The following is a 23,280-nucleotide window of genomic DNA, read 5'->3' on the forward strand; positions in this document are numbered from 1 at the left end:
CGGGAGGCATCAGTTGAGGATGCGGGACAGCTCCTGTCGCACATGAAGAAGCGGACCAAGGAACCTCTCTTGGGCTTTCTCCATCGTTTCCGAGGACGCGGGAAACCCCGTATTCAGCGCCGCAACGGTCGCTCCTCGGGCGTTGACGATGGGAACGGCGATCGACCGCAACCCGAGTTCGACCTCCTCGTCGACGACCCCATATCCCTCGGTCCGAACCCGGTCCAGCGCGGTCATCAGCCTATCGATCTCCGTGATCGTCCGCGGCGTCCGCTGGGGGAGCGGCGCTGCGAGAAGACGGTTTCGCGCGGTCTCGGCCGGCAGGGCCGCCAGCAGCACGCGGCCCATCGAGGTGCAATATGCCGGCAGGCGTGAACCCGGCATCAGCGCGATCGACATCACCTTCCGTTGCGCCGCCCGCGCGACATAGACGATCTCGGCCTCGTCAAGGATGGCGACCGAGGTGCTCTGGCCGATCTCTTCCGAGAGCGCGTCGAGCCATGGCTGGACGATGCGTGGCAGCGGCATCGTGGCAAGGCAGCCCGTGCCGAGTCTCAGCACCCGCGGCGTGACCGTAAAGTACTTGCCGTCATAGGCGCAGTAGCCGTGTTCCGCGAGCGTCAGCAGGCAGCGGCGGGTCGTCGCCCGGTCGAGCCCCGCAATGGCCGACGCTTCGGAAATGCTGAGGCGCGGCGTTTCGACCGTGAAGGCCTCGATGACCCGCAAACCCTTGGCGAGCCCGCCCATCATGTCGCTCTGCTTCGTCTCCACAGCTCAACTCCCATTGTGCGATATCGCAACAAATGCACGATATCGCACAAATCCGTTGCCGTCGATGGGCGATCGCCTTATCGTTTCGCATTGCCGGCTGATGAAAGATCCGGTTCCCCCGAGGAGGACGCAGTGGACAAGACGGTCAAGAACACGGCCGACGCGGTCAAGGATATCGGCGATGGCGCCACCATCATGATCGGCGGCTTTGGTGGATCGGGCGCACCGATCGAACTCATTCATGCCCTGATCGACAGGCGCCCGACCGGGCTCACCGTGATCAACAACAATGCCGGCAACGGCCGCATCGGGATTGCCGCGATGATCGACGCCGGCATGGTGCGCAAGATGATCTGCTCGTTTCCGCGCTCGTCCGATCCCCGTGCCTTCACGGATCGCTATCTCGCCGGCGAGATCGAGCTGGAACTCGTGCCCCAGGGCACGCTGGCCGAACGCATCCGCGCAGGCGGCGCCGGCATTCCCGCCTTCTACACCCCGACCGCCTATGGCACCGAGCTTGCCGAAGGCAAGCCGATCGCCGAATTCGACGGGCGCCACTACGTGCAGGAGCGCTGGCTGAAGGCGGATTTCGCCATCGTCAAAGCTCATTTGGGCGATCGCCACGGCAATCTGACCTACAACAAGGCCGGACGGAACTTCAATCCGCTGATGTGCATGGCCGCGACGACGACGATCGCGCAGGTATCCAGGATCGTCGCGCCCGGCGAGATCGATCCGGAGCATGTCGTCACGCCGGGCCTCTTCGTGAATCGCATCGCAGAGGTCGAACATCCGCAGCAGGAAGAAGACCTTATTCGGGCCGGAGTATCCTACGCATGAGCACCGAAAGCCTCGACGACATCAAACTTTCCAACGCCCAGATCGCCTGGCGTGCCGCGCAGGACATCGAAGACGGCGCCTATGTCAATCTCGGCATCGGCTTTCCCGAAATGGTGGCGCGCTATCAGCCGCCCGGTCGCCGGGCGATCTTCCACACAGAGAACGGCATTCTCGATTTCGGCGAGCCACCGCCGCCCGGACAGGAAGACTGGGATCTGATCAATGCCGGCAAGCGGGCCGTGACCTTGAACCCGGGCGCCGCCTTCTTCCACCATGCCGACAGCTTCGCCATGGTGCGCGGCGGACACCTCGACGTCGCCATTCTCGGCGCCTATCAGGTCGCCCAGACCGGCGATCTTGCCAATTGGCGGGTCGGCTCCAAGGGCGTCCCCGCCGTTGGCGGCGCGATGGATCTGGTGCACGGCGCAAAGCAGGTCTTCGTCATCACCGAGCACGTGACGAAGGACGGCAAGCCGAAGCTGGTCGAGGCCTGCAGCTTTCCGCTGACCGGCGTGGCCTGCATCACGCGGGTCTATACCAGCCACGCCGTCATCGATATCGCGGATGGCCGCTTCGTGGTGCGCGAGAAGCTTGCGGCCCTGTCGATGGACGATCTGCAGGCCATGACGGGTGCGCCGCTCCATGTCGCCGCCCCGGTCGTCGATCTCGTCGTGCCCGAACTCTAGAAGGAGCTGAGCCCATGCCAGAGGCTTTCATCTGCGACTATATCCGCACGCCGATCGGCCGCTTCGGCGGCGCGCTCGCGTCCGTCCGCCCCGACGATCTGGGAGCCGTGCCGCTGAAAGCGCTGATGGCACGCAACGCCGCGGTCGATTGGGAGGCCGTCGATGACGTGATTTTCGGCTGCGCCAATCAGGCCGGCGAAGACAACCGCAATGTCGCCCGCATGTCGCTTCTGCTCGCCGGCCTGCCGCTCACGGTCGGCGGGACGACGATCAACCGCCTCTGCGGCTCCGGCATGGATGCGGTGATCAGCGCCGCGCGGGCGATCCGCTCGGGCGAAGCCGAGCTGATGATCGCCGGCGGCGTGGAAAGCATGAGCCGCGCACCCTTCGTCATGCCCAAGGCGGAGACGGCCTATTCCCGTCAGGCGGAAATTCATGACACGACGATCGGCTGGCGTTTCGTCAACCCGCAGATGAAAGCGCTTTATGGCGTCGATTCCATGCCGGAGACCGGTGACAACGTCGCTGCCGATTTTCACATCTCGCGAGAAGATCAGGACCTCTTCTCGGTCCGTTCGCAGGAGAAGGCCGCCGCCGCGCAGGCGAATGGTCGTCTCGAGCGCGAGATAACGCCGGTCAGCGTTCCCCAGCGCAAGGGCGATCCGCTCGTCGTCGCCAAGGACGAGCACCCCCGCGCGACGAGCCTCGCGGCACTTGCGGGCCTGAGATCCGTCAGCAAGGCGGGCACCGTCACGGCGGGCAATGCGTCCGGCGTCAACGATGGCGCGGCGGCGCTGATCATCGCGTCCGAAGCCGCAGCCAGACGTCATGGCCTGACCCCGATCGCGCGCATCCTCGGGGGTGCTGCGGCCGGCGTGCCCCCACGGGTCATGGGCATCGGTCCCGTGCCGGCGACACAGAAGCTGACGGCGCGCCTCGGCCTCTCGCCGACAGACTTCGACGTGGTGGAACTGAACGAGGCCTTTGCCTCCCAGGCCATCGCCGTCCTGCGGGCGCTCGGCATTCCGGAGGATGCCGCCCATGTGAACCGCAACGGCGGCGCCATCGCTCTCGGGCATCCCTTGGGAATGTCCGGTGCGCGCATCGCCGGAACGGCCGCACTCGAGCTCTCGCTCGGAAGCCATCGCCGCGCGCTCGCGACCATGTGCATCGGCGTCGGCCAGGGCATCGCGGTGGCCTTCGAACGCGTCTGAGGCAGGAACCGCGTGCCCCGCAGCGACGATGGCGGGGCACGCTCTTCATCACATGAGACCTTTTCATCTCCGGTCCGGCGCGCTCTTCAAAAAACGCGATCGAGAGCTATCTTGAAAAGCGATCGTTGATGGAGGGTTACATATGGCCGGGGGTTCGGGGCGCGGTGCGCGGATAGCAGGCGGCGCTGTTTGGAAGCGCTGATCTCCGCCTACGGCATCTGGGCCGTTCTCATCGGCGCGGGTGTCGAGGGGGAGGCCGTCGCCTTCCTCGGCGGCGTGCTCGCCCATCGCGGCCTGCTCGTCTATTGGCAGGTCGCAGCCGCTGCGGCGCTCGGCTCGTTCGTGGCCGACCAGCTGTTCTTCCTGATCGGTCGCCATGCCGCGCGGTTTCGCTTCGTCTCGCGGCTTGAGGCGACCCCGGCCATGCGCCGCGCGAAAGGTCTGCTGGAGCGGTATCCGGTCGGCTTCATCCTCGCCTTCCGCTTCATCTACGGCATGCGCATCATCAGCCCGCTGCTGATCAGCCGGACCAACATTTCCGCACTGCGTTTTCTCGTGCTGAACGGCATTGCCGCGTGTCTCTGGGGCACCGCGATCACCGCCATCGGCTTCCTCTTCGGCAATGCCGTGCAGACCCTGTTCGGCCATCTGCGCCTGCACATCCACCTTCTCATCGCGCTGGCGGCTCTGGTCCTTGCGATTGTGGCAACCACCATGGTCGTCCGCTCCCAGACCCGATAGCCGTTCCTGCCTGCGCCGCATCAACCGGAAGACCAACATGCCCGAACGCCTGAAAGCCCCGAGCCTCGACCGAGCCACCCTTCAGGAATTCCTCGGCGGCATCAGCGAAGGCGTCATCTTCCTCGATGAGAAGGGTCGCATCACCTTCGCCAACGCCGCGGCGCTCGCGATGCACCGCGTCGAGACCATCGCCGACCTCGGCGGCGACGCGAAAGGCTATCGGCGGACCTTCACCCTGCGCTACCGCAACAATCACCCGCTGGAGGAAGGAGAGTATCCGATCGAGCGTCTTCTGGCGGGGGAAACCGTCGAGGACGTGACCGTGGAGATCTCGCCGGCGAGCGATCTCGATACCGCCTGGGTGCATACGAACCGGAGCATGGCGATTGCCGGCAAAGACGCGGACGAGACCGTTCTGGCGCTTGTCGTCCGCGACGAGACGCCCCGCTTCGAAGCGGAGGAGCGATTCGAGCGGTCCTTCAATGCCAACCCCGCCCCCGGCCTCATCTGCCGTCTGGACGACCAGCGGTTCATTCGCGTCAACCAGGGCTTTCTGGAAATGACCGGCTTCATGAAGGAAGACATCATCGGTCGCACGGTGGAGGCGATCGGGCTGTTTTCCAACTGCGAGAGCGGCGAGGACGCGCTGACGAAGCTCGGCGAGGGCCGCGTCATCCGGCATCGCGAGGCGCTGGTGCCGCTGCCGGTCGGCGGCGACCGGCTGGTGATCGTTGCCGGCGAGCCGATCGCCGTGGTGGAGGAGCCGTGCATGCTCTTCACCTTCGCCGATCTGGACGCGCGCCGGAAGGCGCAGAACGCCCTGCGCCAGAGCGAGGAGCGTTTCTCGAAATCCTTCCGCCTGTCGCCTGCCCCCGCAGCCATCTCGCGGCTAGACGATTTCGTCTTCACCGAGGCGAACGATGCCTTCCTGCAGATCTCGGGCTATGCCGCCAGCGATGTCATTGGCCGGACGGCCGGCGAGCTGCACCTGTGGGACGATGTTGCCGCGCGCCGTGGCCTGGAACAGAAGCTGCGCGACAATACCTTTGTGCGCGACGAGCCGATGCGTATGAAGCAGAAGGACGGTGCCTTCGCCGAATGCCTCGTCTCGGCCGAGCGCGTCGAGATCAACGACGAGCAATGCGTCATCTGGGCCCTCCAGGACGTGACCGAACGCCGCCGGAGCGAAGCGCAGCTGGTGGAGGCGATCGAAAGCGTGATGGCCGATACCTCCTGGCTGAGCCGCTCGATCGTCGATCGACTGGCAACCTTGAAGCAGACCTCGACGGCCGCACCGTCGGCGCAACTCGTGGCGCTGAGCGACCGGGAACGGGAAATCCTCGGCTTGGTCTGCAGTGGGCAGACCGATGCGGAGATGAGCGACACCCTGCACCTCTCCAAGAACACGATCCGCAATCACATTGCCTCGCTCTACGGCAAGATCGGCGTCAACCGCCGTGCCGCAGCGGTCATCTGGGCGCGGGAGCGCGGCTTCACCGGCCTGCCGGACGCCAAGCTCGCCAAACGGCCCGGCCGACAAAAATAGCGAAAAATCGTCGGCAACCCTGAAAAAGGTCATTTGATACTAGGCGGACTGGTATTTTCCGCTCTGAAATCCTCAATCCAACTTCCTTATTTCCGTGTCATGACAGCGGCACCCTCGCTGCCATCTGAACCTGAACACGTGTTTTAAGGAGAATCGGAATGGACAAGAACCGTATCGAAGGCGGAGCCAAGGACGTCAAGGGCACGATCAAGGAAGCCGTCGGCAAGCTGGTCGGCAACGAGCGCCTCGAAGCCGAAGGCAAGGCCGACAAGGTCGAGGGCAAGACCCAGAGCACGATCGGCAAGGCCAAGGATGCTATCAAGGACGCGCTGAAATAAGCCGCCATGGCTCCCGGCTCCCGCCCCCTCGGGAGCCGGGTCGCAGGCCAAACGATCCCACCTTGAGCGACCGGCCGAAAGCCCGACCAATAGCCCGTTTGAGAGGCAGAGCCATCATGTTGTTCCCCGTTCTTTCGAACGGCGTCCTGACGCCGGACCTCGGCTCGACCGAAGCGACGATCGCCTGCGTCCTTGCCTATACCTATGGGCTGGAAGAGTGCAGGATCGACGTTTCCGTACGCGACGACCACGTCCTGCTCTCGGGAACCGCCCCAAGCTGTGAGGCGATCGAGATGGCCATCGACATCGCGGCCGACCTGTCGCCGCGCCGCGTCGTCAGCGACATCGAGATCGTCGCGCCCACTGCGGCCTGAGACTGCGGCCCGATCACAGGCGCGTTATCACGGGCGCGTTTCGGCGCTCGGCTCTCCAACACACATCACACACGACCACAACGCATATCGTCAATATCGGAGTATCCTATGAAGAAGACCCTCATCCTCGCCCTTGCTGCAACCCTTGCCGTCGGCACCACCGCGTCGGCGGCCGACATGACGCCTGCAAAGACGCCTGCCAAGAAGCATCACAGCCGCGTCGTTGCAGACGAGCCGCGTGAGCGCCTGGGCACGCTGTCCTGCGAGGTGGCCGGCGGCATCGGCCTGCTGATCGGGTCAAGCAAGGCCGTCGATTGCACCTTCGCCCAGCGCGGCGGAAAAACGGAACGGTATACGGGCACGATCGGCAAGCTCGGCATCGACGTCGGCATCACCGGCACGTCCTATCTGCGCTGGATCGTCGTCAATACGGTGCCCACCACGGTTGGTCAGGGCAGCCTCGCCGGCACCTATGTCGGCGCGTCGGCCAGTGCCGCCGTCGGCCTTGGTCTCGGCGCCAACGCACTTGTCGGTGGCAATGCCAAGAATTTTGGCCTCCAGCCGCTGAGCACGCAGGCCGGAACCGGCCTTAACGTCGCCGCCGGCATCTCCCGCCTGCAGCTGCGTCCCGCAAGCTGATGGCTATGATCTGACGGCGAATTGACCTGAAAGAGAACGATGGGGGTGGGGCCGAAAGGTCCTGCCCCTTTCACATGCCACGACGGAAAGAGTGTTGCTGACGGGAAAGAGGCGGGATCGCCTGCGCATCAGCGCTTCAGGTGATCGATGAAGGCCCGAAGCTTGGGCGCCATGTTGTGGCGGTTCGGGTAATAGAGGTAGAAGCCGGGAAACCGGGGACAGAACGGCTCGAGCAGCGGCACCAGTTCGCCGCGCGCCACCGGCGCGCGAAAACTTTCCTCCAGGCCGAACGTGATGCCCGCCCCGGCCACGGCGAGGCGGATCATCAACGCCATGTCGGTCGTCGTGATGGCATCATCGACCGCGACCGAAAACGCTTTTCCGTCTTCCTCGAATTCCCAGCGATAGGGCGCGAGATGGACGCCGGCGCGCCAGCCGATGCAGCGCCGGTCGCTCAGCTCGCGCGGATGGGACGGGGTGCCATGGGCGCGAAGATAGTCCGGCGATGCGAACGGAAGCTGACGCTGCTCGGCCGAGACCGGTATCGCGATCATATCCTGCGCGATCACCTCGCCGAGCCGAACCCCCGCATCATAGCCCTCGGCCACGATGTCGAACTCCTCGTCCGTCACCGTGATGTGCAGTTTCACCTGGCGATGCGCCTCCGCGAAGGTCGCAAGCAGCGGCCCGGTCAAAAAACTCTCGGCGATGGAGGAAACGGCGAGCCGCAGCTGTCCACGCGGCGGGCCGGAGGGAACGCTCGCACTTTCCATGGCCGCGTGCATCTCGGCGACCGCCGGTGCCGCACTCCGATAGAGCTGCTCGCCCGCCTCGGTCAAGGTGACGCTCCGTGTCGTCCGCGTGACAAGAGCGATGCCGAGCGTCTCCTCGAGCCTGCGGATCGTCTGGCTGACGGCGGATCGGGTGACGCCCATGCGATCCGCGGCGGCGCGGAAATTTCGCTCTTCGGCAACGAGAACGAAAACGGACAGCGCGTTCAGATCGACGTTCATTGGTTAGAATTCCTTACCTCCGTAGATACGGATTAGCGGCTTATCGCTACAATCGCCAGGATCTAGTCTGTGTCCATCGAAACCTGCAACGGAAAGGCAGAGACTATGGAAAAGATCGTTCTCATCACAGGCGCTTCCAGCGGCATCGGCGCCGGCATCGCGCGCGAACTGGCGAAATCCGGCGCCACCCTGGTGCTCGGTGCCCGGCGCCTCGACCGGCTGGAAAGCCTCGCGACCGAGCTTCGGGCCGAAGGCGCAAAGGTCATGGTCCAGACACTCGACGTGACCGACCGCGCCGACGTCGCCGCCTTTGCCGAGGCCGCCAGAGACGCTTTCGGTCGCATCGATGTCATCGTCAACAATGCCGGCATCATGCCGCTGTCGCTGATGGCCTCGCTGAAAGTCGAGGAATGGGATCGCATGATCGACGTCAACATCAAGGGCGTTCTCTACGGCGTCGCCGCCGTTCTGCCGGAGATGACGGCGCGCGGCTCTGGCCATATCATCAACATCGCCTCGATCGGCGCGCTGAGCGTCTCGCCGACGGCCGCCGTCTACTGCGCGACCAAGTTCGCCGTCCGGGCGATCTCCGATGGGCTGCGGCAGGAACAGGACGATCTTCGCGTCACCTGCATTCATCCCGGCGTCGTGGAAAGTGAACTGGCCGCAACGATCACCGATCCGGTCGCTGTGGATGCGATGAAGGCCTACCGTGCCATCGCCCTCACCCCGGACGCCATCGGCCGCGCCGTCCGATTCGCGATCGAGCAGCCCGACGACGTCGACATCAACGAGATCGTCGTTCGGCCGACACGGTCGCCGAACTGAGGACCGACACGCCCATGGAACAATCATTCCATCCTTACCTCGGTCTTTGGCAAACGGACGACGGCCACATTCGCCACCGGCTGCTGCCGAACGGTCGTTACGACGAAGCGCGGGGAACCCGTGAGAGCGCTTACCAGGGACGGTATGTCGTGAGCGGCGACCACATCGAATACGTGGACGATACCGGGTTCACGGCGGATGGCGATTTCAGAGACGGCAGTCTCTACCACGCAGGAATGGTACTGCGCCGCAAGCCGTAGCGCATGACCGGCGGCTGAAGACGACGCATCGATATGGGCGGCGGCGATCCTCGTGATCCCGCCGCCCATCTTCGTTTGCCGTCGCCGGAAGACTCCCGCCGCCCATGTGCCATCGCTTCTCAACAACCTGCGAAAATACAATTTGACGGCGATCCTAAAAAGTGGAATAAAAATTCCAAGAGGATTTATTTTGTATGTTTTGTACCGTTTTGGCTTTGCCTGACGGACATGCCAGGACCCGTTTTGGGGAATCCGGAAAAAAGGTGCCACCGGACACCGTCTGAGGAGGAAACATGAAAAAGATCATTTTCAGCGCGGCTCTCGCCGTTATGCTTTCGACGGCTGCCCATGCCGAGACGATCGGCGTGTCCATCGCCAAGTTCGACGACAACTTCCTGACCGTGCTGCGCAACGGCATGAGCGATTACGCGCAGACGCTGAACGGCGTTTCGCTGCAGGTCGAAGACGCCCAGAACGACGTCGCCAAGCAGCAGAGCCAGATCCAGAACTTCATCGCGGCCGGCGTCGATGCGATCATCGTCAATCCGGTGGACACCGACGCGACCGCCGCCATGTCGAAGATCGCCTCCGACGCCAAGATCCCGCTCGTCTACGTCAACCGCCAGCCGGCAAACCTCGACACCCTGCCGGACAAGCAGGCCTTCGTCGCATCGGAAGAAACCGTCGCCGGCACGCTCGAAGCGCAGGAAGTCTGCCGTCTTCTCGGCGGCAAGGGCAAGGCCGTCGTGATGATGGGCGAACTGTCGAACCAGGGTGCCCGCATGCGCACCGCTGCCGTTCATGACGTTCTGGCGACGGACGCCTGCAAGGGCATTTCCATCGTCGAGGAACAGACCGCCAACTGGCAGCGCACCGAAGGCGCCGACCTCATCACCAACTGGCTCTCCGCCGGCACGGAATTCGACGCCGTGATCGCCAACAATGACGAAATGGCCATTGGCGCCATGCAGGCGCTGAAAGCCGCCGGCCGTCCGATGGACAAGGTCGTCATTGCCGGCGTCGATGCGACGCAGGATGCGCTTGCCGCGATGGCAGCCGGCGACCTCGATGTGACCGTGTTCCAGAATGCCGCCGGCCAGGGCAAAGGCGCCGTGGATGCCGCGCTCAAGCTGGTAAAGGGCGAGACCGTCGAGAAGAAGGTCTACATCCCGTTCGAACTCGTCACGCCTGCCAACCTCAAGGACTACCAGGCCAAGAACTGAGGCCTGAAAGGGACTGCGGGCACCGTCCGCAGTCCGGTCCCCGCCCACGTCCCCCCGCCAAGGCCGCAGCCTTGAGTCCGGACAGATGGCGGTGAACTGGAGAGACGGCCCGTCCGGCGAGGTTTCATCTTCGGACGGGCTCCACGATCTTTCGAGGAGGATAGCGATGGTCAGCCCGTCGACGATGGCCGCTGTGCGCAAGAGTGGCGCGGTTCCCAATGCCGAATTTCTGCTGACGGCCGAGGGCGTTCGCAAGGAATTTCCCGGAGTCGTCGCGCTTGACGACGTCACCTTCCGGTTGAGACGCGGCACGGTTCACGCGTTGATGGGCGAGAACGGGGCGGGCAAATCGACTCTGATGAAGATTCTCGCCGGCATCTATACGCCGGATCGCGGACAGGTTCGCCTCAAGGGTGTCGATATCGAGTTGTCCTCGCCACTGGACGCGCTCGAAAACGGCATTGCCATGATCCATCAGGAACTGAACCTGATGCCCTTCATGACGGTTGCCGAAAACATCTGGATCCGCCGCGAGCCCAAGGGGCGCTTCGGCCTGATCGATCACGGCGCCATGAGCCGCCAGACGGCGGACCTCTTCAAACGGCTGAACATCGCACTCGATCCGGAGGCGCTGGTCGGCGATCTCTCGGTCGCAAACCGCCAGATGGTCGAGATCGCCAAGGCCGTCTCCTACGAATCCGATGTCCTCATCATGGACGAGCCGACATCCGCGCTGACCGAACGCGAGGTGGAGCACCTGTTCGCCATCATCCGCAGCCTGCGGGAACAGGGGATCGGCATCGTCTACATCACCCATAAAATGAACGAGCTGTTCGAGATCGCCGACGAGTTTTCCGTGTTCCGCGATGGCAAGTATATCGGCACCCACGCGTCCACGGACGTCACGCGCGACGACATCATCCGCATGATGGTCGGGCGCGAAATCACCCAGATGTTTCCAAAAGAAGATGTCCCGATCGGCGAGACCGTGCTCTCGGTCCGCAATCTGTCGCTGCGCGGGGTGTTTGCCGATATCTCGTTCGAAGTGCGCGCGGGCGAAATCCTCGGCATCGCCGGCCTTGTCGGCTCGGGTCGCTCGAATGTCGCGGAAGCCCTCTTCGGCGTGACGCCGGCCTCCTCGGGCACCATCGCCATCAATGGCCGCGACGTCGTGATCGACACGCCGACCAAGGCCATCGCCAACCGCATGGCCTTCCTCACGGAAGACCGCAAGGACACCGGCTGCCTGCTGATCCTCAACGTTCTCGAGAACATGCAGATCGCCGTTCTGCAGGACAAGTTCATCAAGCACGGCTTCGTGCAGCAGAAGATGCTTGCGGAAAAATGTGCGGACATGGCGCGCAAGCTGCGCGTCAAGACGCCCAATCTGGAGGAGCGGATCGAGAACCTCTCGGGCGGCAACCAGCAGAAGGCGCTGATCGGGCGGTGGATGCTGACCGATCCCCGCATTCTCATTCTCGACGAGCCGACACGCGGCATCGACGTCGGCGCGAAGGCCGAGATTCACCGCCTCGTCACCGAGATGGCCCGCAACGGCGTGGCAATCATCATGATCTCGTCGGAAATGCCGGAAGTTCTCGGCATGAGCGATCGCATCATGGTGATGCACGAAGGGCGCGTCACCGGATTTCTCGATCGTGCCGAAGCCACGCAAATCAAGGTGATGGAGCTGGCAGCGCGTTGAACGTGCTGTTCACACCGCTTTCCATCGCGTCAGGGAGGACTATCAATGGCCAACAATGAAGCCTTGCACGGAACATCGCCGGTCTCGCCACCGTCGCGGCGGAAACTGCCGTCCGAGTTCAACATCTTTCTCGTGCTGGTCGCCATTGCGCTCGTCTACGAAATTCTCGGCTGGATCTTCATCGGCCAGAGCTTCCTGATGAACACGCAGCGCCTGACGATCATGATCCTGCAGGTCTCCGTCATCGGCATCATCGCCGTCGGCGTTACCCAGGTTATCATCACCGGCGGCATCGACCTGTCCTCCGGCTCCGTCGTCGGCATGACCGCGATGATCTCGGCGAGCGTCGCGCAGGCCTCCACCTGGCCGCGCGCGGTCTATCCGTCATTGACCGACATGCCGTTCGTCGTGCCGATCGCGCTCGGCATCGGCATCGGCCTGCTCGCCGGCTTCGTCAACGGGCAGTTGATCGCCCGCACCAAGATCCCGCCTTTCATCGCCACGCTCGGCATGATGGTCTCGGCGCGCGGCATTTCGAAATGGTACACGAAGGGCCAGCCGGTCTCCGGTCTGACCGATCAGTTCAATTTCATCGGCACGGGCATCTGGCCGGTCGTCGTCTTTCTCGTCGTCGCGCTCATCTTCCACATCACGCTGCGCTATACCCGCTACGGCAAGTTCACCTATGCGATCGGCGCCAACATGCAGGCCGCGCGGGTGTCCGGCATCAATGTCGAAGGCCATCTGATCAAGGTCTATGCCATTGCCGGCATGCTGGCGGGCCTCGCCGGCGTGGTCACCGCGGCCCGTGCCCAGACGGCACAATCCGGCATGGGCGTGATGTACGAGCTCGATGCCATCGCCGCGACCGTCATCGGCGGCACATCGCTGAATGGCGGCGTCGGCCGGATCACGGGCACCGTCATCGGCACGGTCATCCTCGGCGTCATGACCTCGGGCTTCACTTTCCTCAGGGTCGACGCCTATTATCAGGAAATCGTCAAAGGTCTCATCATCGTGACGGCCGTCGTGGTCGACGTCTACCGCCAGAAGAAGCGCTCCAAGGCCTGAGGGCCGACGGCGTTAGACGACCCAAAGCCTTTCGCATTCAAAACGGCGGAAACGCGTACCGCCAAGACATATCGGGAGACAGACATGAAAGCTCTAGGCGTCGGCCTCATCGGAACGGGGTACATGGGCAAGTGCCATGCATTGGCCTGGAACGGCGTTCGCCAGATCTTCGGCGACGTTCCCGCGCCGCAGCTGGTCGCCCTCGCCGAGTCCAATGCCGAGATGGCGGCGAGCCGCGCCAGCGCCTTCGGCTTTCGCAAGTCGACCGGCAACTGGCGCGATCTTCTGGCCGACCCGGAGGTCGATGTGATCTCGGTCACGACGCCGAATGCCTTCCATCCGGAAATGGCGATTGCCGCTCTTCAGGCCGGCAAGCACGTCTGGTGCGAAAAGCCGATGGCCCCGGCCCTTGGCGATGCGGAAGCCATGCTGGCGGCGGCGCGCAGCACCGGCAAGATCGCCATTCTCGGCTACAACTACATTCAGAACCCGGCGATCGCGCAGATCCGCCGCCTGATCGAGGATGGCACGATCGGCACGGTCAACCATGTGCGGGTCGAGATGGACGAAGACTTCATGGCCGATCCGGAGGCGCTGTTCTACTGGAAGAGCGAGGCGAGCTCCGGCTATGGCGCGCTCGACGATTTCGCCGTCCATCCCCTGTCGCTGCTCTGGCATCTCTTCGGCCATGTGCAGGAGGTCATCGCCGATCTCGGCAAGCCATATGCAGACCGTCCGACGAAGGCGGGCGACCGCCGGGAGGTCGAGAACCATGATATCGCCAGTGTGCTGCTGAAGCTGGAGGGTAACATCACCGCCGTTCTCATGGCGAACCGCTCGGCCTGGGGCCGCAAGGGTCGCATCGCCTTGCAGATCTTCGGCTCGAAAGGATCGATCCTCTACGACCAGGAGCGGATGAACGAATTCGAACTCTATACGACCACCGGTCCCGAAGCGACGCGTGGCTTCGCCCGCGTCCTCACGGCCCCGATCCACCCGCCTTATGACCGCTTCATCCCCGCCCCCGGCCACGGCCTCGGCTTCAACGATCTGAAGATCATCGAGTGCCACCAGCTTCATCAGGCCATCGCCGGCAAGCCCTTCACCGCGGTGACCTTCGAGGATGGGCTGCGGATCGAGCGCAGCGTCCACGCCATGGCGCAGTCCTATCGGGAGAAGCGCTGGGTGGTCGTCTGATCATGGGTCTTTGACGCCAGTCGTCTGCAGCACCGCGAACGACCCGGAACCAGCTTCAGACAGCGGCGGCAGCTGTTCACCGCTTGTTGCGGGTGGTGCGCACCCGCGGCGATGGTATGTCATTGCTCCCCGACACTCTGTCGTGCGACAGATCATCGATCGGATCGCGTCCGGATCCTGGTCGAGGTGAACGTGCCCCATGCTTGAATGGCTTCAACTTCAGCTGTCCGCGGCGCTGCCGGGACGCGTCCCATCCGACGAGCAATTCAAGCGCCTGCACGACGCGGAGTTGGAGGGGCTGGCTGTGGCCTTCCGCGTCCGGCTGTGCGCCGTGGCCGTCATCGCCGCCTGGCTGCTCGTCAGCACCGCCTGGCCGCGAAACGTCTACTACCTCGCTGTCAGCCTGATCTTTCTGGCCCTGAGCTATATCCCTTACGCGACGCGGCATCATCGGGCCGCGTGGACGATCAAGCTCGCCTGCACCATTCTGGATGTCGCGCTGATCACCTCCACCATCCTTCTGCCGCCCATCGGCGGCATCGCGTCCGACTGGCCGATCCAGACCCGAACGCGGGGCCCGGAATTTCTCTATGTGCTCCTGCTGCTGGCGGAGTCGGCCCTCACCTATTCGCCCATCCTCGTCGTCTGGACGGGCGGCATCATCATCGCCATCTGGTCCTTCGGCATCAACACCCTCTATGACAGGCCGGAAACCGTCCGGTTCGACACGACCGCGGGCATGTCGGAAATGCAGGCGCTCGAGCGGTTTCTCAATCCGTACTTCGTCGGCCTGCTTCAGATGTGGGTTCAGGTGGTGGCGACCGGGCTGTTCACGCTCATGCTTGCCATCGCCGTCCTGCGAAGCCGCAACACGCTCATTGCCCAGATCAAGGACAACACGGTTCGAGCCTCGCTCGCACGCTATGTTTCGCCCGATGTCGCCCACGCCATGGGCGACGGCGCCGACAGCTTCGGAGTCCCAGCGAAACGCGAGGTCGCCGTCATGTTCGTGGATATCGTCGGCTTCACGCGCATGGCCGAAATGCGCTCGCCGGAGCAGGCGCTGACCCTCCTGCGCAGCTTTCAGGAGCGCGGCTGCAATGTGATCTTCCCGTGCGGCGGTACGCTCGACAAGTTTCTGGGCGACGGGTTCATGGCGACCTTCGGCGGCGTGCAGCCACAGGACGATGCGGCGGAGCGTGCGCTTTCCTGCGCGTTCCAGCTGCTCGACACCTATGCCGCGTGGTCGGCAAAGAGGACACGACGTGGCGCCGAGCCGATCCGCATCGCCATCGGCCTCCACTTCGGCGAAGTGATCGTCGGCAATGTCGGCACCAGCGAACGCCGCGAGTTCACCGTCATCGGCGATGTCGTGAACGTCGCCAGCCGCCTGGAGCGCGCGACCCGTGACCTGGAGGGACGCCTCGTGGTGTCGGACGCCTGCCTGCAAGCCGCCGGCGGCACGCCCTCGGGGCGCGAGGTCGCCCATTCCTTGACGATCGATATCAGAGGCCGCAACCGCAGCGTCTTGGCGCATGTTTTCTAGCGCGCTCGCGCTAGCGATCTCCCCTGTCACGCCGCTCTACGACCTATTCGCCGACAACGACGCGTTATCGACGATGTCCCACAGTAAAAACTTACCGTCTTAGGTGCGTCTTGGTCACCATTTCTTGATGGCTTACGATTAAATCTGTCTCCAATGAGCTCCGACAGCGTTGCTGCCGGAGGGGAGGAATAAACGGATGATGCTGCCCCATACCGATAACCGGCGACGGCGACGCGCGGTCCTGGCCGTGGCATTCCTGTTTATTCTCGTCGCCAGCATCTTTGCCGGCATCGTCTTCCGCTCGGTCGACGCCATGAGGGACACGGCGAACCGGATCGACGACGAGCGTGCGCTGGATGCGACGACGGCCGCCGTGGATGCGCTCCGCACGCAGCTGTTCGGCATTCTCCACGACAATGCCACCTGGGACGGGGCCTATAAACAGCTCAATTCGATCAATCGCAAGTACTGGGTCATCGAGAACTGGGCCAACACGGGTGCGGACAACCCGGCCTACGATACCGCCGTCGTCACAGACGCACGCGGCAAGGTAATCGTCGCCTACAAGGACGGCGAAGAACTGACCGAGCCGCCGGCGGTGTTTTTCGGCGATCACTTTACCACCATCGTGCGCAATGCCGATCAGTTGGGCGAACAGGCCGGCATCACCCCGGTCTATGCCGTGCGCTCCAAGAGCGGCATCGCGCTGATGGCTGCGGCCAAGATCCGGCCAAGCAGCACCAACACGCGGATCGAGGAGCGCAATCTCTACACGCTGTTCATGGCGCGGCATCTGACGCCTCGGGTGATCGGCGATCTCGCACAGAGCTTCCGGATCGAAAAACTGAATCTCAGCCTGGCGCGGGCCGAAAATGCCTTGAACGTGCCGCTGACCGATCTCGACGGCACGGCAATCGCCTATCTCAGCTGGCCGTCCAAGCTTCCCGGCAGCCGCAGCTTCCTCACGGTCAAGACGCAGCTTGCGGTCGGCGCGGCCATTCTCTTCGTCTTTCTCACCGGCATCGCGGTCGCGGGATGGGTGGCCGTTCGAAAGCTCCGGCAGGACGAGGCCGCGGCGCGGCACGCCGCACTTCGCGATGCGTTGACGGGCTTGTGGAACCGACGTGCCCTGCTGGAGCACCTGGCCGACCTCACCCGGCGCGAACGGGAGGGAACCGTCGAACTGTGTCTTCTCGACCTCGACGGGTTCAAGCGCGTCAATGACGCCTGGGGCCATGCGGCGGGCGACGAACTCATCGCGACCGTGGCCGCCCGCTTGCGAAACGTTCTCCCGCCGGAGGCCTTCATCGCCCGTCTGGGCGGAGACGAATTCGCGATCGTTGCGGCGAGAACGTCGGACACGAACATCGGGGATGACGTTGCGGATCGTGCGCTTGCGGCGACATGCGACGTCTTTGCGCTCGGAACCCGGCAGATCCAGGTCGCAGCGAGCATCGGGCGGGCGACGGCGCGGTTGGCCGATGTGGATATGGGCGACCTGATGCGGGCGGCCGACGTTGCCCTCTATCGGGCGAAGGATCTCGGCCGCGGCCGCATCGTCACCTTCGACAGCGAGCTCGAGCAGCGCCGGCGCGACGACATGACCATGGAGCAGTATCTGAAGACGACCTTGGAGACCGAAGGGATCGACGTCTTCTACCAGCCGCTGTTCCGAAGCATCGACCAGTCGATCTGCGGCGTCGAGGCCCTGGCACGCTGGAGCAGTTCGCCGCTCGGCCGCGTCCCCCCTGATGTCTTCATCTCCGTCGCCGAGAAGGCAGGCCTCATCGAGACGCTCGGCTTGCAGGTTCTGCGCAAGGCCATCCGCGCGTCGGCAGGCTGGCCCGATATCGGGGTCTGCGTCAACGTTTCGCCGGTGCAATTGCAGGATCATGGTTTCGCCACCGCGGTCGCATCGATCCTCTCGGACGCCGGGTTCGATGCCAGGAGACTGACACTCGAGATTACGGAGGGCGTCCTGATCAGCCATCCGGAGCAGGCCCTGAAAGCCATCACCGCGCTGAAGGACCTCGGCATAGGCATTGCCCTCGACGACTTCGGCACGGGCTTTGCCAGCATCGGCATGTTGCGCAGCTTCCCCTTCGACCGCGTCAAGGTGGACAAGTCGCTGGTGGCGGCTCTCGATACGAAGAACGATACGGCGCCCGTGCTGCAGGCAACCGTTGCGCTTGCCAACGCCATGGGCATCGCGGTCACGATCGAGGGCATCGAAACGGAGCTGCAGTCCAGCATCGCCCGCCTCTATGGCTGCGATGTCATGCAAGGCTATCTCTACAGCAAGCCTCTCTCGGAGGCCGACATGTCGGCGCGCTACTTCCAAAGTCCAAAGCGGCGTTACGGCAAAGCTTCGGGTGCATAAACAGGCCCGACATCGCTCTCCGCGGAGCGAGATTCCTATGGAATCTTTATATCTTTGCCCCGTCCCCCGTCTCGAATTCCTACGCCGATCGGTCGCATAGTTTCTGCGACCGCGGTGCTAAAGCGCCGGGTTTCGACAGAAACGACAGGTGCGACATGACATTCGACTATATCCTCAGCGGCGGCGTGACCCTCTTTCTCACGGCCTATCTCGCCTATGCCCTCTGGCGGCCGGAGCGCTTCTAGCCCCATGACCCGCCGGCTTTCGCGGTTCAGACACGCGGTTCTCCCGCGTCTCGACCGTCACGAGGCCTGCCGGGGGACGACCATCATCATCGGCATGGTTTTCGTTCTCGGCGCTGTTGCCGCGCTCTCGGAAGCGCTCGCGATCCTCTTTGCGTCCGACTGATCCGACCTTCTTCCATCCAACCATCATCCGGGGTCTCTCATGAGCAAACCCACATCTGCGAGCCTCCTCGATGCCCGCATCCTCGTGCCGGCCATCGGCGGCGCGTTTCGCAAACTCGATCCGCGAACCCTGGCCAGGAACCCGGTCATGTTCGTGGTCGCCGTCGTCTCCGCCCTGACCACGGTTCTCTTCTTCAAGGACCTCGCAACCGGGGCCGCAGGGCTCGGCTTCTCGTTCCAGATCATCCTCTGGCTGTGGTTCACCGTGCTGTTTGCCAATTTCGCCGAAGCCGTGGCCGAGGGCCGGGGCAAGGCGCAGGCCGAGTCGCTCCGCCGCACGCGCTCGGAAACGCAGGCGAAACGCCTGACCTCCGCCGATAGCCGCGACTGGACGGATGTCCCCGGCGCGGCGCTGAAGGTCAACGATATCGTGCTTGTGGAAGCGGGCGACATCATTCCCTCGGACGGCGAAATCATCGAGGGGATCGCCTCCGTCAACGAAGCGGCGATCACCGGCGAATCCGCGCCCGTCATCCGCGAGTCCGGTGGCGATCGCTCCGCCGTCACCGGCGGCACGCAGGTTCTGTCCGACTGGATCAAGGTGCGCATCACCGCGGCTGCCGGCTCCACCTTCATCGACCGCATGATCGCGCTGGTCGAGGGGGCCGAACGCCAGAAGACGCCGAACGAGATCGCCCTCAACATCCTGCTCGCCGCCATGACGCTCATCTTCGTGATGGCAACGGCGACGATCCCGGCCTTCGCCAGCTATGCCGGCGGCTCCATCCCGATCGTCGTGCTCGTCGCGCTGTTCGTCACGCTCATCCCCACCACCATCGGCGCGCTGCTCTCGGCCATCGGTATCGCGGGCATGGACCGCCTCGTCCGCTTCAACGTGCTGGCCATGTCCGGCCGCGCGGTGGAGGCTGCGGGGGACATCGATACGCTGCTGCTCGACAAGACCGGGACGATCACGCTCGGCAATCGTCAGGCGACCGAATTCCGTCCGGTCACCGGCGTAACGGAACAGGATCTCGCCGATGCCGCGCAGCTCGCCTCGCTTGCCGACGAGACGCCCGAGGGCCGGTCCATCGTCGTCCTGGCCAAGGAGAAATACGGTCTTCGCGCACGCGACATGAAAGACCTCAACGCGACCTTCGTCCCCTTCACCGCCCAGAGCCGGATGTCGGGGATGGATCTCGAGGGAAGCTCGATCCGCAAGGGCGCGGTGGAGTCGGTGCTCAAATATTTGCAATCCGAGACGGGCAGTGCGGTATCAGACGCGCGGGCGCGAGAAGGCCAGGCGATCGCGGACTCGATTGCCAAGGCCGGCGGCACGCCGCTCGCCGTTGTCCGGGATGGGAACCTGCTCGGCATCATCCACCTGAAGGACATCGTCAAGGGCGGCATTCGCGAGCGCTTCGCGGAACTGCGCCGCATGGGAATCCGGACGGTGATGATCACCGGCGACAACCCCATGACTGCTGCAGCCATCGCGGCCGAGGCCGGCGTTGACGACTTCCTTGCCCAGGCGACGCCCGAGAACAAGTTGCAGCTCATCCGCGACGAGCAGGCAAAGGGCAAGCTGGTCGCCATGTGCGGCGACGGCACCAATGATGCGCCGGCGCTGGCCCAGGCGGATGTGGGCGTCGCGATGAACACGGGCACGGTCGCCGCCCGCGAAGCCGGCAACATGGTGGACCTCGACAGCGATCCGACCAAGCTCATCGAGATCGTGGAGATCGGCAAGCAGTTGCTGATGACGCGCGGGTCGCTGACCACCTTCTCGATCGCAAACGACGTCGCCAAGTATTTCGCGATCATCCCGGCGATGTTCGTCGTCCTCTATCCCCCGCTCGATGCGCTGAACGTCATGGGCCTCGCCACGCCGCAAAGCGCCATCCTGTCGGCGATCATCTTCAACGCGCTGATCATCATCGCGCTCATTCCGCTGGCCCTGAAGGGTGTTGCCTACAAGCCGATCGGTGCGGGACCGCTCCTGCGCCGCAACCTGCTGATCTACGGCCTCGGCGGCCTCGTCGTGCCCTTTGTCGGCATCAAGCTGATCGACATGATCGTCTCAGCGCTCAACCTCGCATGACCGGAGCAGACCATGACAATCCTCACCTTCCTCCTCGGCATGGTCCTGTTCGGACTCCTCTTCGCCTTGGCATCCGCCCTCGACAAAGCCTGACGCCGGAGACACGACAATGATACAGGCAATCCTCTTCGTCATCATGATCATCGGGGGCACCGCGCTGCTCTCCTGGCCACTCGGCCGCTACATGCGCTGGGCGATGGACCCGGGCGCCGGCCAGGGAAAACCGAACCGCGTCACCGCGGCATTCCAGACGATCGGCGGGACGGCGACGACGCAGATGCAGGACTGGAAGCGCTACGTCGTCTCCCTCCTCGGCTTCAATGTCGTTATGTTCGTCGTCTGCTTCACGCTGCTTGCCTTTCAGCACGATCTGCCGCTCAATCCCGACGGCAGGCAAGCGCTGGAAGGCAGCCTGATCTTCAACACCACGAGTTCCTTCGTCGCCAACACCAATCTGCAGCATTATTCGGGCGAGGTGGCGATGAGCTACCTGTCGCAGCTGGCCGCGCTGATGTGGCTTCAATTCGTCTCGGCGGCCGTCGGCCTTGCGGCGCTCGCGGCGCTGGCGCGCGGACTGGCGGGACGCCCGCTCGGCAATTTCTTCCTCGACGTGCAGCGCGCCACCTTCCTCGTCCTCCTGCCGCTTGCCCTCGTCGTCGCAATTCTCCTGCTCTTCACGGGGGTGCCGATGACCTTCCAGGGCGCGGCGGTCGCGACCACGCTGGAGGGCGTCCAGCAGACGATCGCGCGGGGCCCGGTTGCAGCCTTCGTCGCGATCAAGCAACTCGGCACCAATGGTGGCGGCTTCTTCGGGCCGAACAGCACCCATCCGCTCGAAAACCCGACCTTCTGGTCGAACGTCCTGCAAACCGTTTCGATCCTCATCATTCCCATGGGCTGCGTCTGGATGTTCGGCCGCATCATCGGGCGGATGAAGCATGCCGCCGTTCTCTTTGCCGTGATGCTCATCCTCATGGGCGCCCGCATCACCGGCGCGATCGGCTTTGAGTCCGAACCGACCCATGCCTTCGCATCCTTGCCGATCACGCAGGATGCCGGCAATCTCGAAGGCAAGGAACTGCGCTTCGGTTCGGCGGCAGGTCCCGTCTGGGCGGTCGTGACGACCTCCACCAGCAACGGCTCCGTCAACGCCATGCATGACAGCCTCAATCCGCTGACGGGTCTCATGCCGATGATCGGCATGTGGCTCAACGAAGACTTCGGCGGGGTCGGGGTCGGCATGATCAACATGTTTCTCTACATCGTCGTCGGCGTCTTCATCGCAGGCATGATGATCGGCCGCACGCCGGAATATCTCGGCTGGCGCGTCGAGGCGAAGGAGGTGAAGTTCGCCATGATGGGCCTGCTCTCGCACGGATTCTTCATTCTCGTGGGCACGGCGATCTTCGCAGCGACGCCCTGGGGGGCGGCGACGCTCAACAATATCGGTCCGCACGGCTTCAGCGAAATCCTCTACGAGTTCTCCTCCGCCGCCGCCAACAACGGCTCCGGCTTCGAAGGGCTCGGCGACAATACTGTCGCCTGGAACATCGCCACCGGCGCGGTCATGCTGCTCGCCCGCTTCATCCCGATCATCCTGCCGCTCGCCATCGTCGGTTCGCTCTCCGCCAAGCGCCGCGCAACCGAATCGAGCGGCACCCTTTCGGTCGAGGACGGCACCTTCGCCGGCATGCTGACCGTCACCGTCGTCATTGTGGGCGCGCTGACCTTCTTCCCCGCTGCCACGCTCGGCCCGATCGCCGAACACGTCATGTTCATGAAATGAGACCGACCATCATGGAATTTTTCCTCTCCAGCATCCGCATCGCCTGTGCAACCATGCTCGTCTGCGTCGGCGGCTATACGAGCGTCGTCTGGGCCGTCGGCGCGGCCGTCACGCCCCAGACGGCGCAGGGTTCGCTGATCACCACTCTCGATGGCCGGGTCATCGGCAGCCGACAGGTCGCACAGGCCTTCACGCAGCCGCACTATTTCTGGCCGCGTCCATCGGCGGTGGATTACAACGCGGCAGCAGCCGGCGGTTCCAACAAGTCGCCCACGAGCACCGACCTAACGGACCGTGCCTCGAAAACCATCGCCGCCTTCGGGGCGACGCCGGAGAACCCGCTTCCGGCGGACCTCGCCGCGGCATCCGGTGCGGGTCTCGATCCGCATATCACCGAACGCGCGGCCCGCTACCAGGCCGAGCGGATCGCCCGCGCACGCAACGTCCCGGTCTCTGTCGTCAACACGCTAATCGATCGCAGCGCCGTCTCGCCGGGCGGCGTCCTGACGCCGGACAGGCTCGTGAACGTGCTGGAGATCAACCTTGCACTGGACAACGTCGCGATCCGCTAACACAAGAGCTGTCGGCAGCCCGTGTGACGGGCTGCCGATCCG

23 protein-coding genes are annotated in these 23,280 nt (G+C 64.0%); 21 read left to right on the top strand and 2 right to left on the bottom strand.

The annotated features are described in order from the left end of the window. Nucleotides 1-9 precede the first annotated feature (9 nt). The gene (locus C8J36_RS19330; RefSeq protein WP_165915114.1) at nucleotides 10-747 is read right to left on the bottom strand and encodes an IclR family transcriptional regulator C-terminal domain-containing protein; all 738 of its coding nucleotides are present in this window, start codon (nucleotides 745-747) and stop codon (nucleotides 10-12) included. 156 nt (nucleotides 748-903) lie between these two features. On the opposite strand from C8J36_RS19330, the gene C8J36_RS19335 reads away from it, so the two are divergent. From C8J36_RS19335 to C8J36_RS19370, 8 genes are all read left to right on the top strand, one after another. Continuing rightward, nucleotides 904-1,611, top strand: a complete 708-nt coding sequence (locus C8J36_RS19335) for a 3-oxoacid CoA-transferase subunit A (RefSeq protein ID WP_132536996.1) — start codon at nucleotides 904-906, stop codon at nucleotides 1,609-1,611. Beyond that, nucleotides 1,608-2,297: a 3-oxoacid CoA-transferase subunit B gene (locus C8J36_RS19340; protein WP_132536997.1), complete on the top strand. Its 690-nt coding sequence runs from the start codon at nucleotides 1,608-1,610 to the stop codon at nucleotides 2,295-2,297. Before C8J36_RS19335 ends, C8J36_RS19340 begins: the two co-directional genes overlap by 4 nt. 14 nt (nucleotides 2,298-2,311) lie before the next feature. Continuing rightward, a complete protein-coding gene (gene pcaF, locus C8J36_RS19345; protein WP_132536998.1) occupies nucleotides 2,312-3,511 on the top strand; it encodes a 3-oxoadipyl-CoA thiolase in 1,200 nt (399 codons plus the stop codon). 189 nt (nucleotides 3,512-3,700) lie between these two features. After that, entirely contained in the window at nucleotides 3,701-4,252 is a 552-nt protein-coding gene (locus tag C8J36_RS19350; protein ID WP_132536999.1) for a DedA family protein, read from the top strand. Nucleotides 4,253-4,289: 37 nt separating this feature from the next. Further along, entirely contained in the window at nucleotides 4,290-5,798 is a 1,509-nt protein-coding gene (locus C8J36_RS19355; protein WP_132537000.1) for a helix-turn-helix transcriptional regulator, read from the top strand. A 158-nt stretch (nucleotides 5,799-5,956) separates the two neighbouring features. Beyond that, nucleotides 5,957-6,136 (top strand): CsbD family protein, encoded by a 180-nt coding sequence (locus C8J36_RS19360; protein WP_132537001.1) that lies wholly within the window; start codon nucleotides 5,957-5,959, stop codon nucleotides 6,134-6,136. A 116-nt stretch (nucleotides 6,137-6,252) separates the two neighbouring features. Next, nucleotides 6,253-6,510 carry a BON domain-containing protein gene (locus C8J36_RS19365; RefSeq protein ID WP_132537002.1) on the top strand — a complete coding sequence of 86 codons (258 nt, stop codon included), beginning with the start codon at nucleotides 6,253-6,255 and terminating at the stop codon, nucleotides 6,508-6,510. A gap of 108 nt (nucleotides 6,511-6,618) precedes the next feature. After that, entirely contained in the window at nucleotides 6,619-7,149 is a 531-nt protein-coding gene (locus C8J36_RS19370) for a DUF992 domain-containing protein (RefSeq protein WP_062596903.1), read from the top strand. A 128-nt stretch (nucleotides 7,150-7,277) separates the two neighbouring features. On the opposite strand, the gene C8J36_RS19375 is transcribed toward C8J36_RS19370, so the two are convergent. Continuing rightward, nucleotides 7,278-8,162 carry a LysR family transcriptional regulator gene (locus C8J36_RS19375; protein ID WP_132537003.1) on the bottom strand — a complete coding sequence of 295 codons (885 nt, stop codon included), beginning with the start codon at nucleotides 8,160-8,162 and terminating at the stop codon, nucleotides 7,278-7,280. 105 nt (nucleotides 8,163-8,267) lie between these two features. Between C8J36_RS19375 and C8J36_RS19380 the strand changes: the two genes are divergently transcribed. The 13 genes from C8J36_RS19380 (at nucleotide 8,268) to C8J36_RS19435 (ending at nucleotide 23,238) form a co-directional block, all read left to right on the top strand. Beyond that, nucleotides 8,268-8,990: an SDR family oxidoreductase gene (locus C8J36_RS19380; RefSeq protein WP_132537004.1), complete on the top strand. Its 723-nt coding sequence runs from the start codon at nucleotides 8,268-8,270 to the stop codon at nucleotides 8,988-8,990. A gap of 14 nt (nucleotides 8,991-9,004) precedes the next feature. Beyond that, complete coding sequence (locus C8J36_RS19385) at nucleotides 9,005-9,250, top strand: Atu4866 domain-containing protein (RefSeq protein ID WP_132537005.1); 246 nt, start codon at nucleotides 9,005-9,007, stop codon at nucleotides 9,248-9,250. 293 nt (nucleotides 9,251-9,543) lie between these two features. Next, entirely contained in the window at nucleotides 9,544-10,473 is a 930-nt protein-coding gene (locus C8J36_RS19390) for a sugar ABC transporter substrate-binding protein (RefSeq protein ID WP_132537006.1), read from the top strand. 166 nt (nucleotides 10,474-10,639) lie between these two features. Next, complete coding sequence (locus C8J36_RS19395; RefSeq protein ID WP_132537007.1) at nucleotides 10,640-12,178, top strand: sugar ABC transporter ATP-binding protein; 1,539 nt, start codon at nucleotides 10,640-10,642, stop codon at nucleotides 12,176-12,178. Nucleotides 12,179-12,223: 45 nt separating this feature from the next. Further along, complete coding sequence (locus C8J36_RS19400) at nucleotides 12,224-13,249, top strand: ABC transporter permease (RefSeq protein ID WP_132537008.1); 1,026 nt, start codon at nucleotides 12,224-12,226, stop codon at nucleotides 13,247-13,249. Between the two features lie 84 nt (nucleotides 13,250-13,333). After that, nucleotides 13,334-14,446 (top strand): Gfo/Idh/MocA family oxidoreductase, encoded by a 1,113-nt coding sequence (locus C8J36_RS19405; protein WP_132537009.1) that lies wholly within the window; start codon nucleotides 13,334-13,336, stop codon nucleotides 14,444-14,446. Between the two features lie 199 nt (nucleotides 14,447-14,645). Continuing rightward, a complete protein-coding gene (locus tag C8J36_RS19410) occupies nucleotides 14,646-15,992 on the top strand; it encodes an adenylate/guanylate cyclase domain-containing protein (protein WP_132537010.1) in 1,347 nt (448 codons plus the stop codon). A gap of 247 nt (nucleotides 15,993-16,239) precedes the next feature. Then, nucleotides 16,240-18,372 (top strand): EAL domain-containing protein, encoded by a 2,133-nt coding sequence (locus tag C8J36_RS19415; RefSeq protein WP_165915112.1) that lies wholly within the window; start codon nucleotides 16,240-16,242, stop codon nucleotides 18,370-18,372. 155 nt (nucleotides 18,373-18,527) lie between these two features. After that, nucleotides 18,528-18,617, top strand: coding sequence for a potassium-transporting ATPase subunit F (locus tag C8J36_RS19420; RefSeq protein WP_132537012.1), 90 nt, complete (start codon nucleotides 18,528-18,530; stop codon nucleotides 18,615-18,617). A 4-nt stretch (nucleotides 18,618-18,621) separates the two neighbouring features. After that, entirely contained in the window at nucleotides 18,622-18,780 is a 159-nt protein-coding gene (locus C8J36_RS25020; protein WP_156468228.1) for a hypothetical protein, read from the top strand. A 39-nt stretch (nucleotides 18,781-18,819) separates the two neighbouring features. Next, nucleotides 18,820-20,880, top strand: coding sequence for a potassium-transporting ATPase subunit KdpB (kdpB, locus tag C8J36_RS19425; protein ID WP_132537013.1), 2,061 nt, complete (start codon nucleotides 18,820-18,822; stop codon nucleotides 20,878-20,880). A 109-nt stretch (nucleotides 20,881-20,989) separates the two neighbouring features. After that, nucleotides 20,990-22,666 (top strand): potassium-transporting ATPase subunit KdpA, encoded by a 1,677-nt coding sequence (gene kdpA / locus C8J36_RS19430; RefSeq protein ID WP_207897566.1) that lies wholly within the window; start codon nucleotides 20,990-20,992, stop codon nucleotides 22,664-22,666. Between the two features lie 11 nt (nucleotides 22,667-22,677). Next, nucleotides 22,678-23,238, top strand: a complete 561-nt coding sequence (locus C8J36_RS19435; protein ID WP_062596891.1) for a potassium-transporting ATPase subunit C — start codon at nucleotides 22,678-22,680, stop codon at nucleotides 23,236-23,238. Nucleotides 23,239-23,280 lie beyond the last annotated feature (42 nt).

The sequence above is a fragment of the Rhizobium sp. PP-F2F-G48 genome, from assembly GCF_004342335.1.
Taxonomy (GTDB): Bacteria; Pseudomonadota; Alphaproteobacteria; order Rhizobiales; family Rhizobiaceae; genus Ferranicluibacter.

What these genes read in the sequence shown, in the direction of transcription:
- kdpB (WP_132537013.1), top strand. Translation starts at nt 18,820, where the DNA reads ATGAGCAAACCCACATCTGCGAGCCTCCTCGATGCCCGCATCCTCGTG.
- C8J36_RS19395 (WP_132537007.1), top strand. Translation starts at nt 10,640, where the DNA reads ATGGTCAGCCCGTCGACGATGGCCGCTGTGCGCAAGAGTGGCGCGGTT.
- C8J36_RS19360 (WP_132537001.1), top strand. Translation starts at nt 5,957, where the DNA reads ATGGACAAGAACCGTATCGAAGGCGGAGCCAAGGACGTCAAGGGCACG.
- C8J36_RS19340 (WP_132536997.1), top strand. Translation starts at nt 1,608, where the DNA reads ATGAGCACCGAAAGCCTCGACGACATCAAACTTTCCAACGCCCAGATC.
- C8J36_RS19385 (WP_132537005.1), top strand. Translation starts at nt 9,005, where the DNA reads ATGGAACAATCATTCCATCCTTACCTCGGTCTTTGGCAAACGGACGAC.
- C8J36_RS19380 (WP_132537004.1), top strand. Translation starts at nt 8,268, where the DNA reads ATGGAAAAGATCGTTCTCATCACAGGCGCTTCCAGCGGCATCGGCGCC.
- C8J36_RS25020 (WP_156468228.1), top strand. Translation starts at nt 18,622, where the DNA reads ATGACCCGCCGGCTTTCGCGGTTCAGACACGCGGTTCTCCCGCGTCTC.
- pcaF (WP_132536998.1), top strand. Translation starts at nt 2,312, where the DNA reads ATGCCAGAGGCTTTCATCTGCGACTATATCCGCACGCCGATCGGCCGC.
- C8J36_RS19420 (WP_132537012.1), top strand. Translation starts at nt 18,528, where the DNA reads ATGACATTCGACTATATCCTCAGCGGCGGCGTGACCCTCTTTCTCACG.
- C8J36_RS19435 (WP_062596891.1), top strand. Translation starts at nt 22,678, where the DNA reads ATGGAATTTTTCCTCTCCAGCATCCGCATCGCCTGTGCAACCATGCTC.
- C8J36_RS19330 (WP_165915114.1), bottom strand. Translation starts at nt 747, where the DNA reads ATGGGCGGGCTCGCCAAGGGTTTGCGGGTCATCGAGGCCTTCACGGTC.
- C8J36_RS19370 (WP_062596903.1), top strand. Translation starts at nt 6,619, where the DNA reads ATGAAGAAGACCCTCATCCTCGCCCTTGCTGCAACCCTTGCCGTCGGC.
- C8J36_RS19375 (WP_132537003.1), bottom strand. Translation starts at nt 8,162, where the DNA reads ATGAACGTCGATCTGAACGCGCTGTCCGTTTTCGTTCTCGTTGCCGAA.
- C8J36_RS19400 (WP_132537008.1), top strand. Translation starts at nt 12,224, where the DNA reads ATGGCCAACAATGAAGCCTTGCACGGAACATCGCCGGTCTCGCCACCG.
- C8J36_RS19365 (WP_132537002.1), top strand. Translation starts at nt 6,253, where the DNA reads ATGTTGTTCCCCGTTCTTTCGAACGGCGTCCTGACGCCGGACCTCGGC.
- kdpA (WP_207897566.1), top strand. Translation starts at nt 20,990, where the DNA reads ATGATACAGGCAATCCTCTTCGTCATCATGATCATCGGGGGCACCGCG.
- C8J36_RS19405 (WP_132537009.1), top strand. Translation starts at nt 13,334, where the DNA reads ATGAAAGCTCTAGGCGTCGGCCTCATCGGAACGGGGTACATGGGCAAG.
- C8J36_RS19410 (WP_132537010.1), top strand. Translation starts at nt 14,646, where the DNA reads ATGCTTGAATGGCTTCAACTTCAGCTGTCCGCGGCGCTGCCGGGACGC.
- C8J36_RS19355 (WP_132537000.1), top strand. Translation starts at nt 4,290, where the DNA reads ATGCCCGAACGCCTGAAAGCCCCGAGCCTCGACCGAGCCACCCTTCAG.
- C8J36_RS19390 (WP_132537006.1), top strand. Translation starts at nt 9,544, where the DNA reads ATGAAAAAGATCATTTTCAGCGCGGCTCTCGCCGTTATGCTTTCGACG.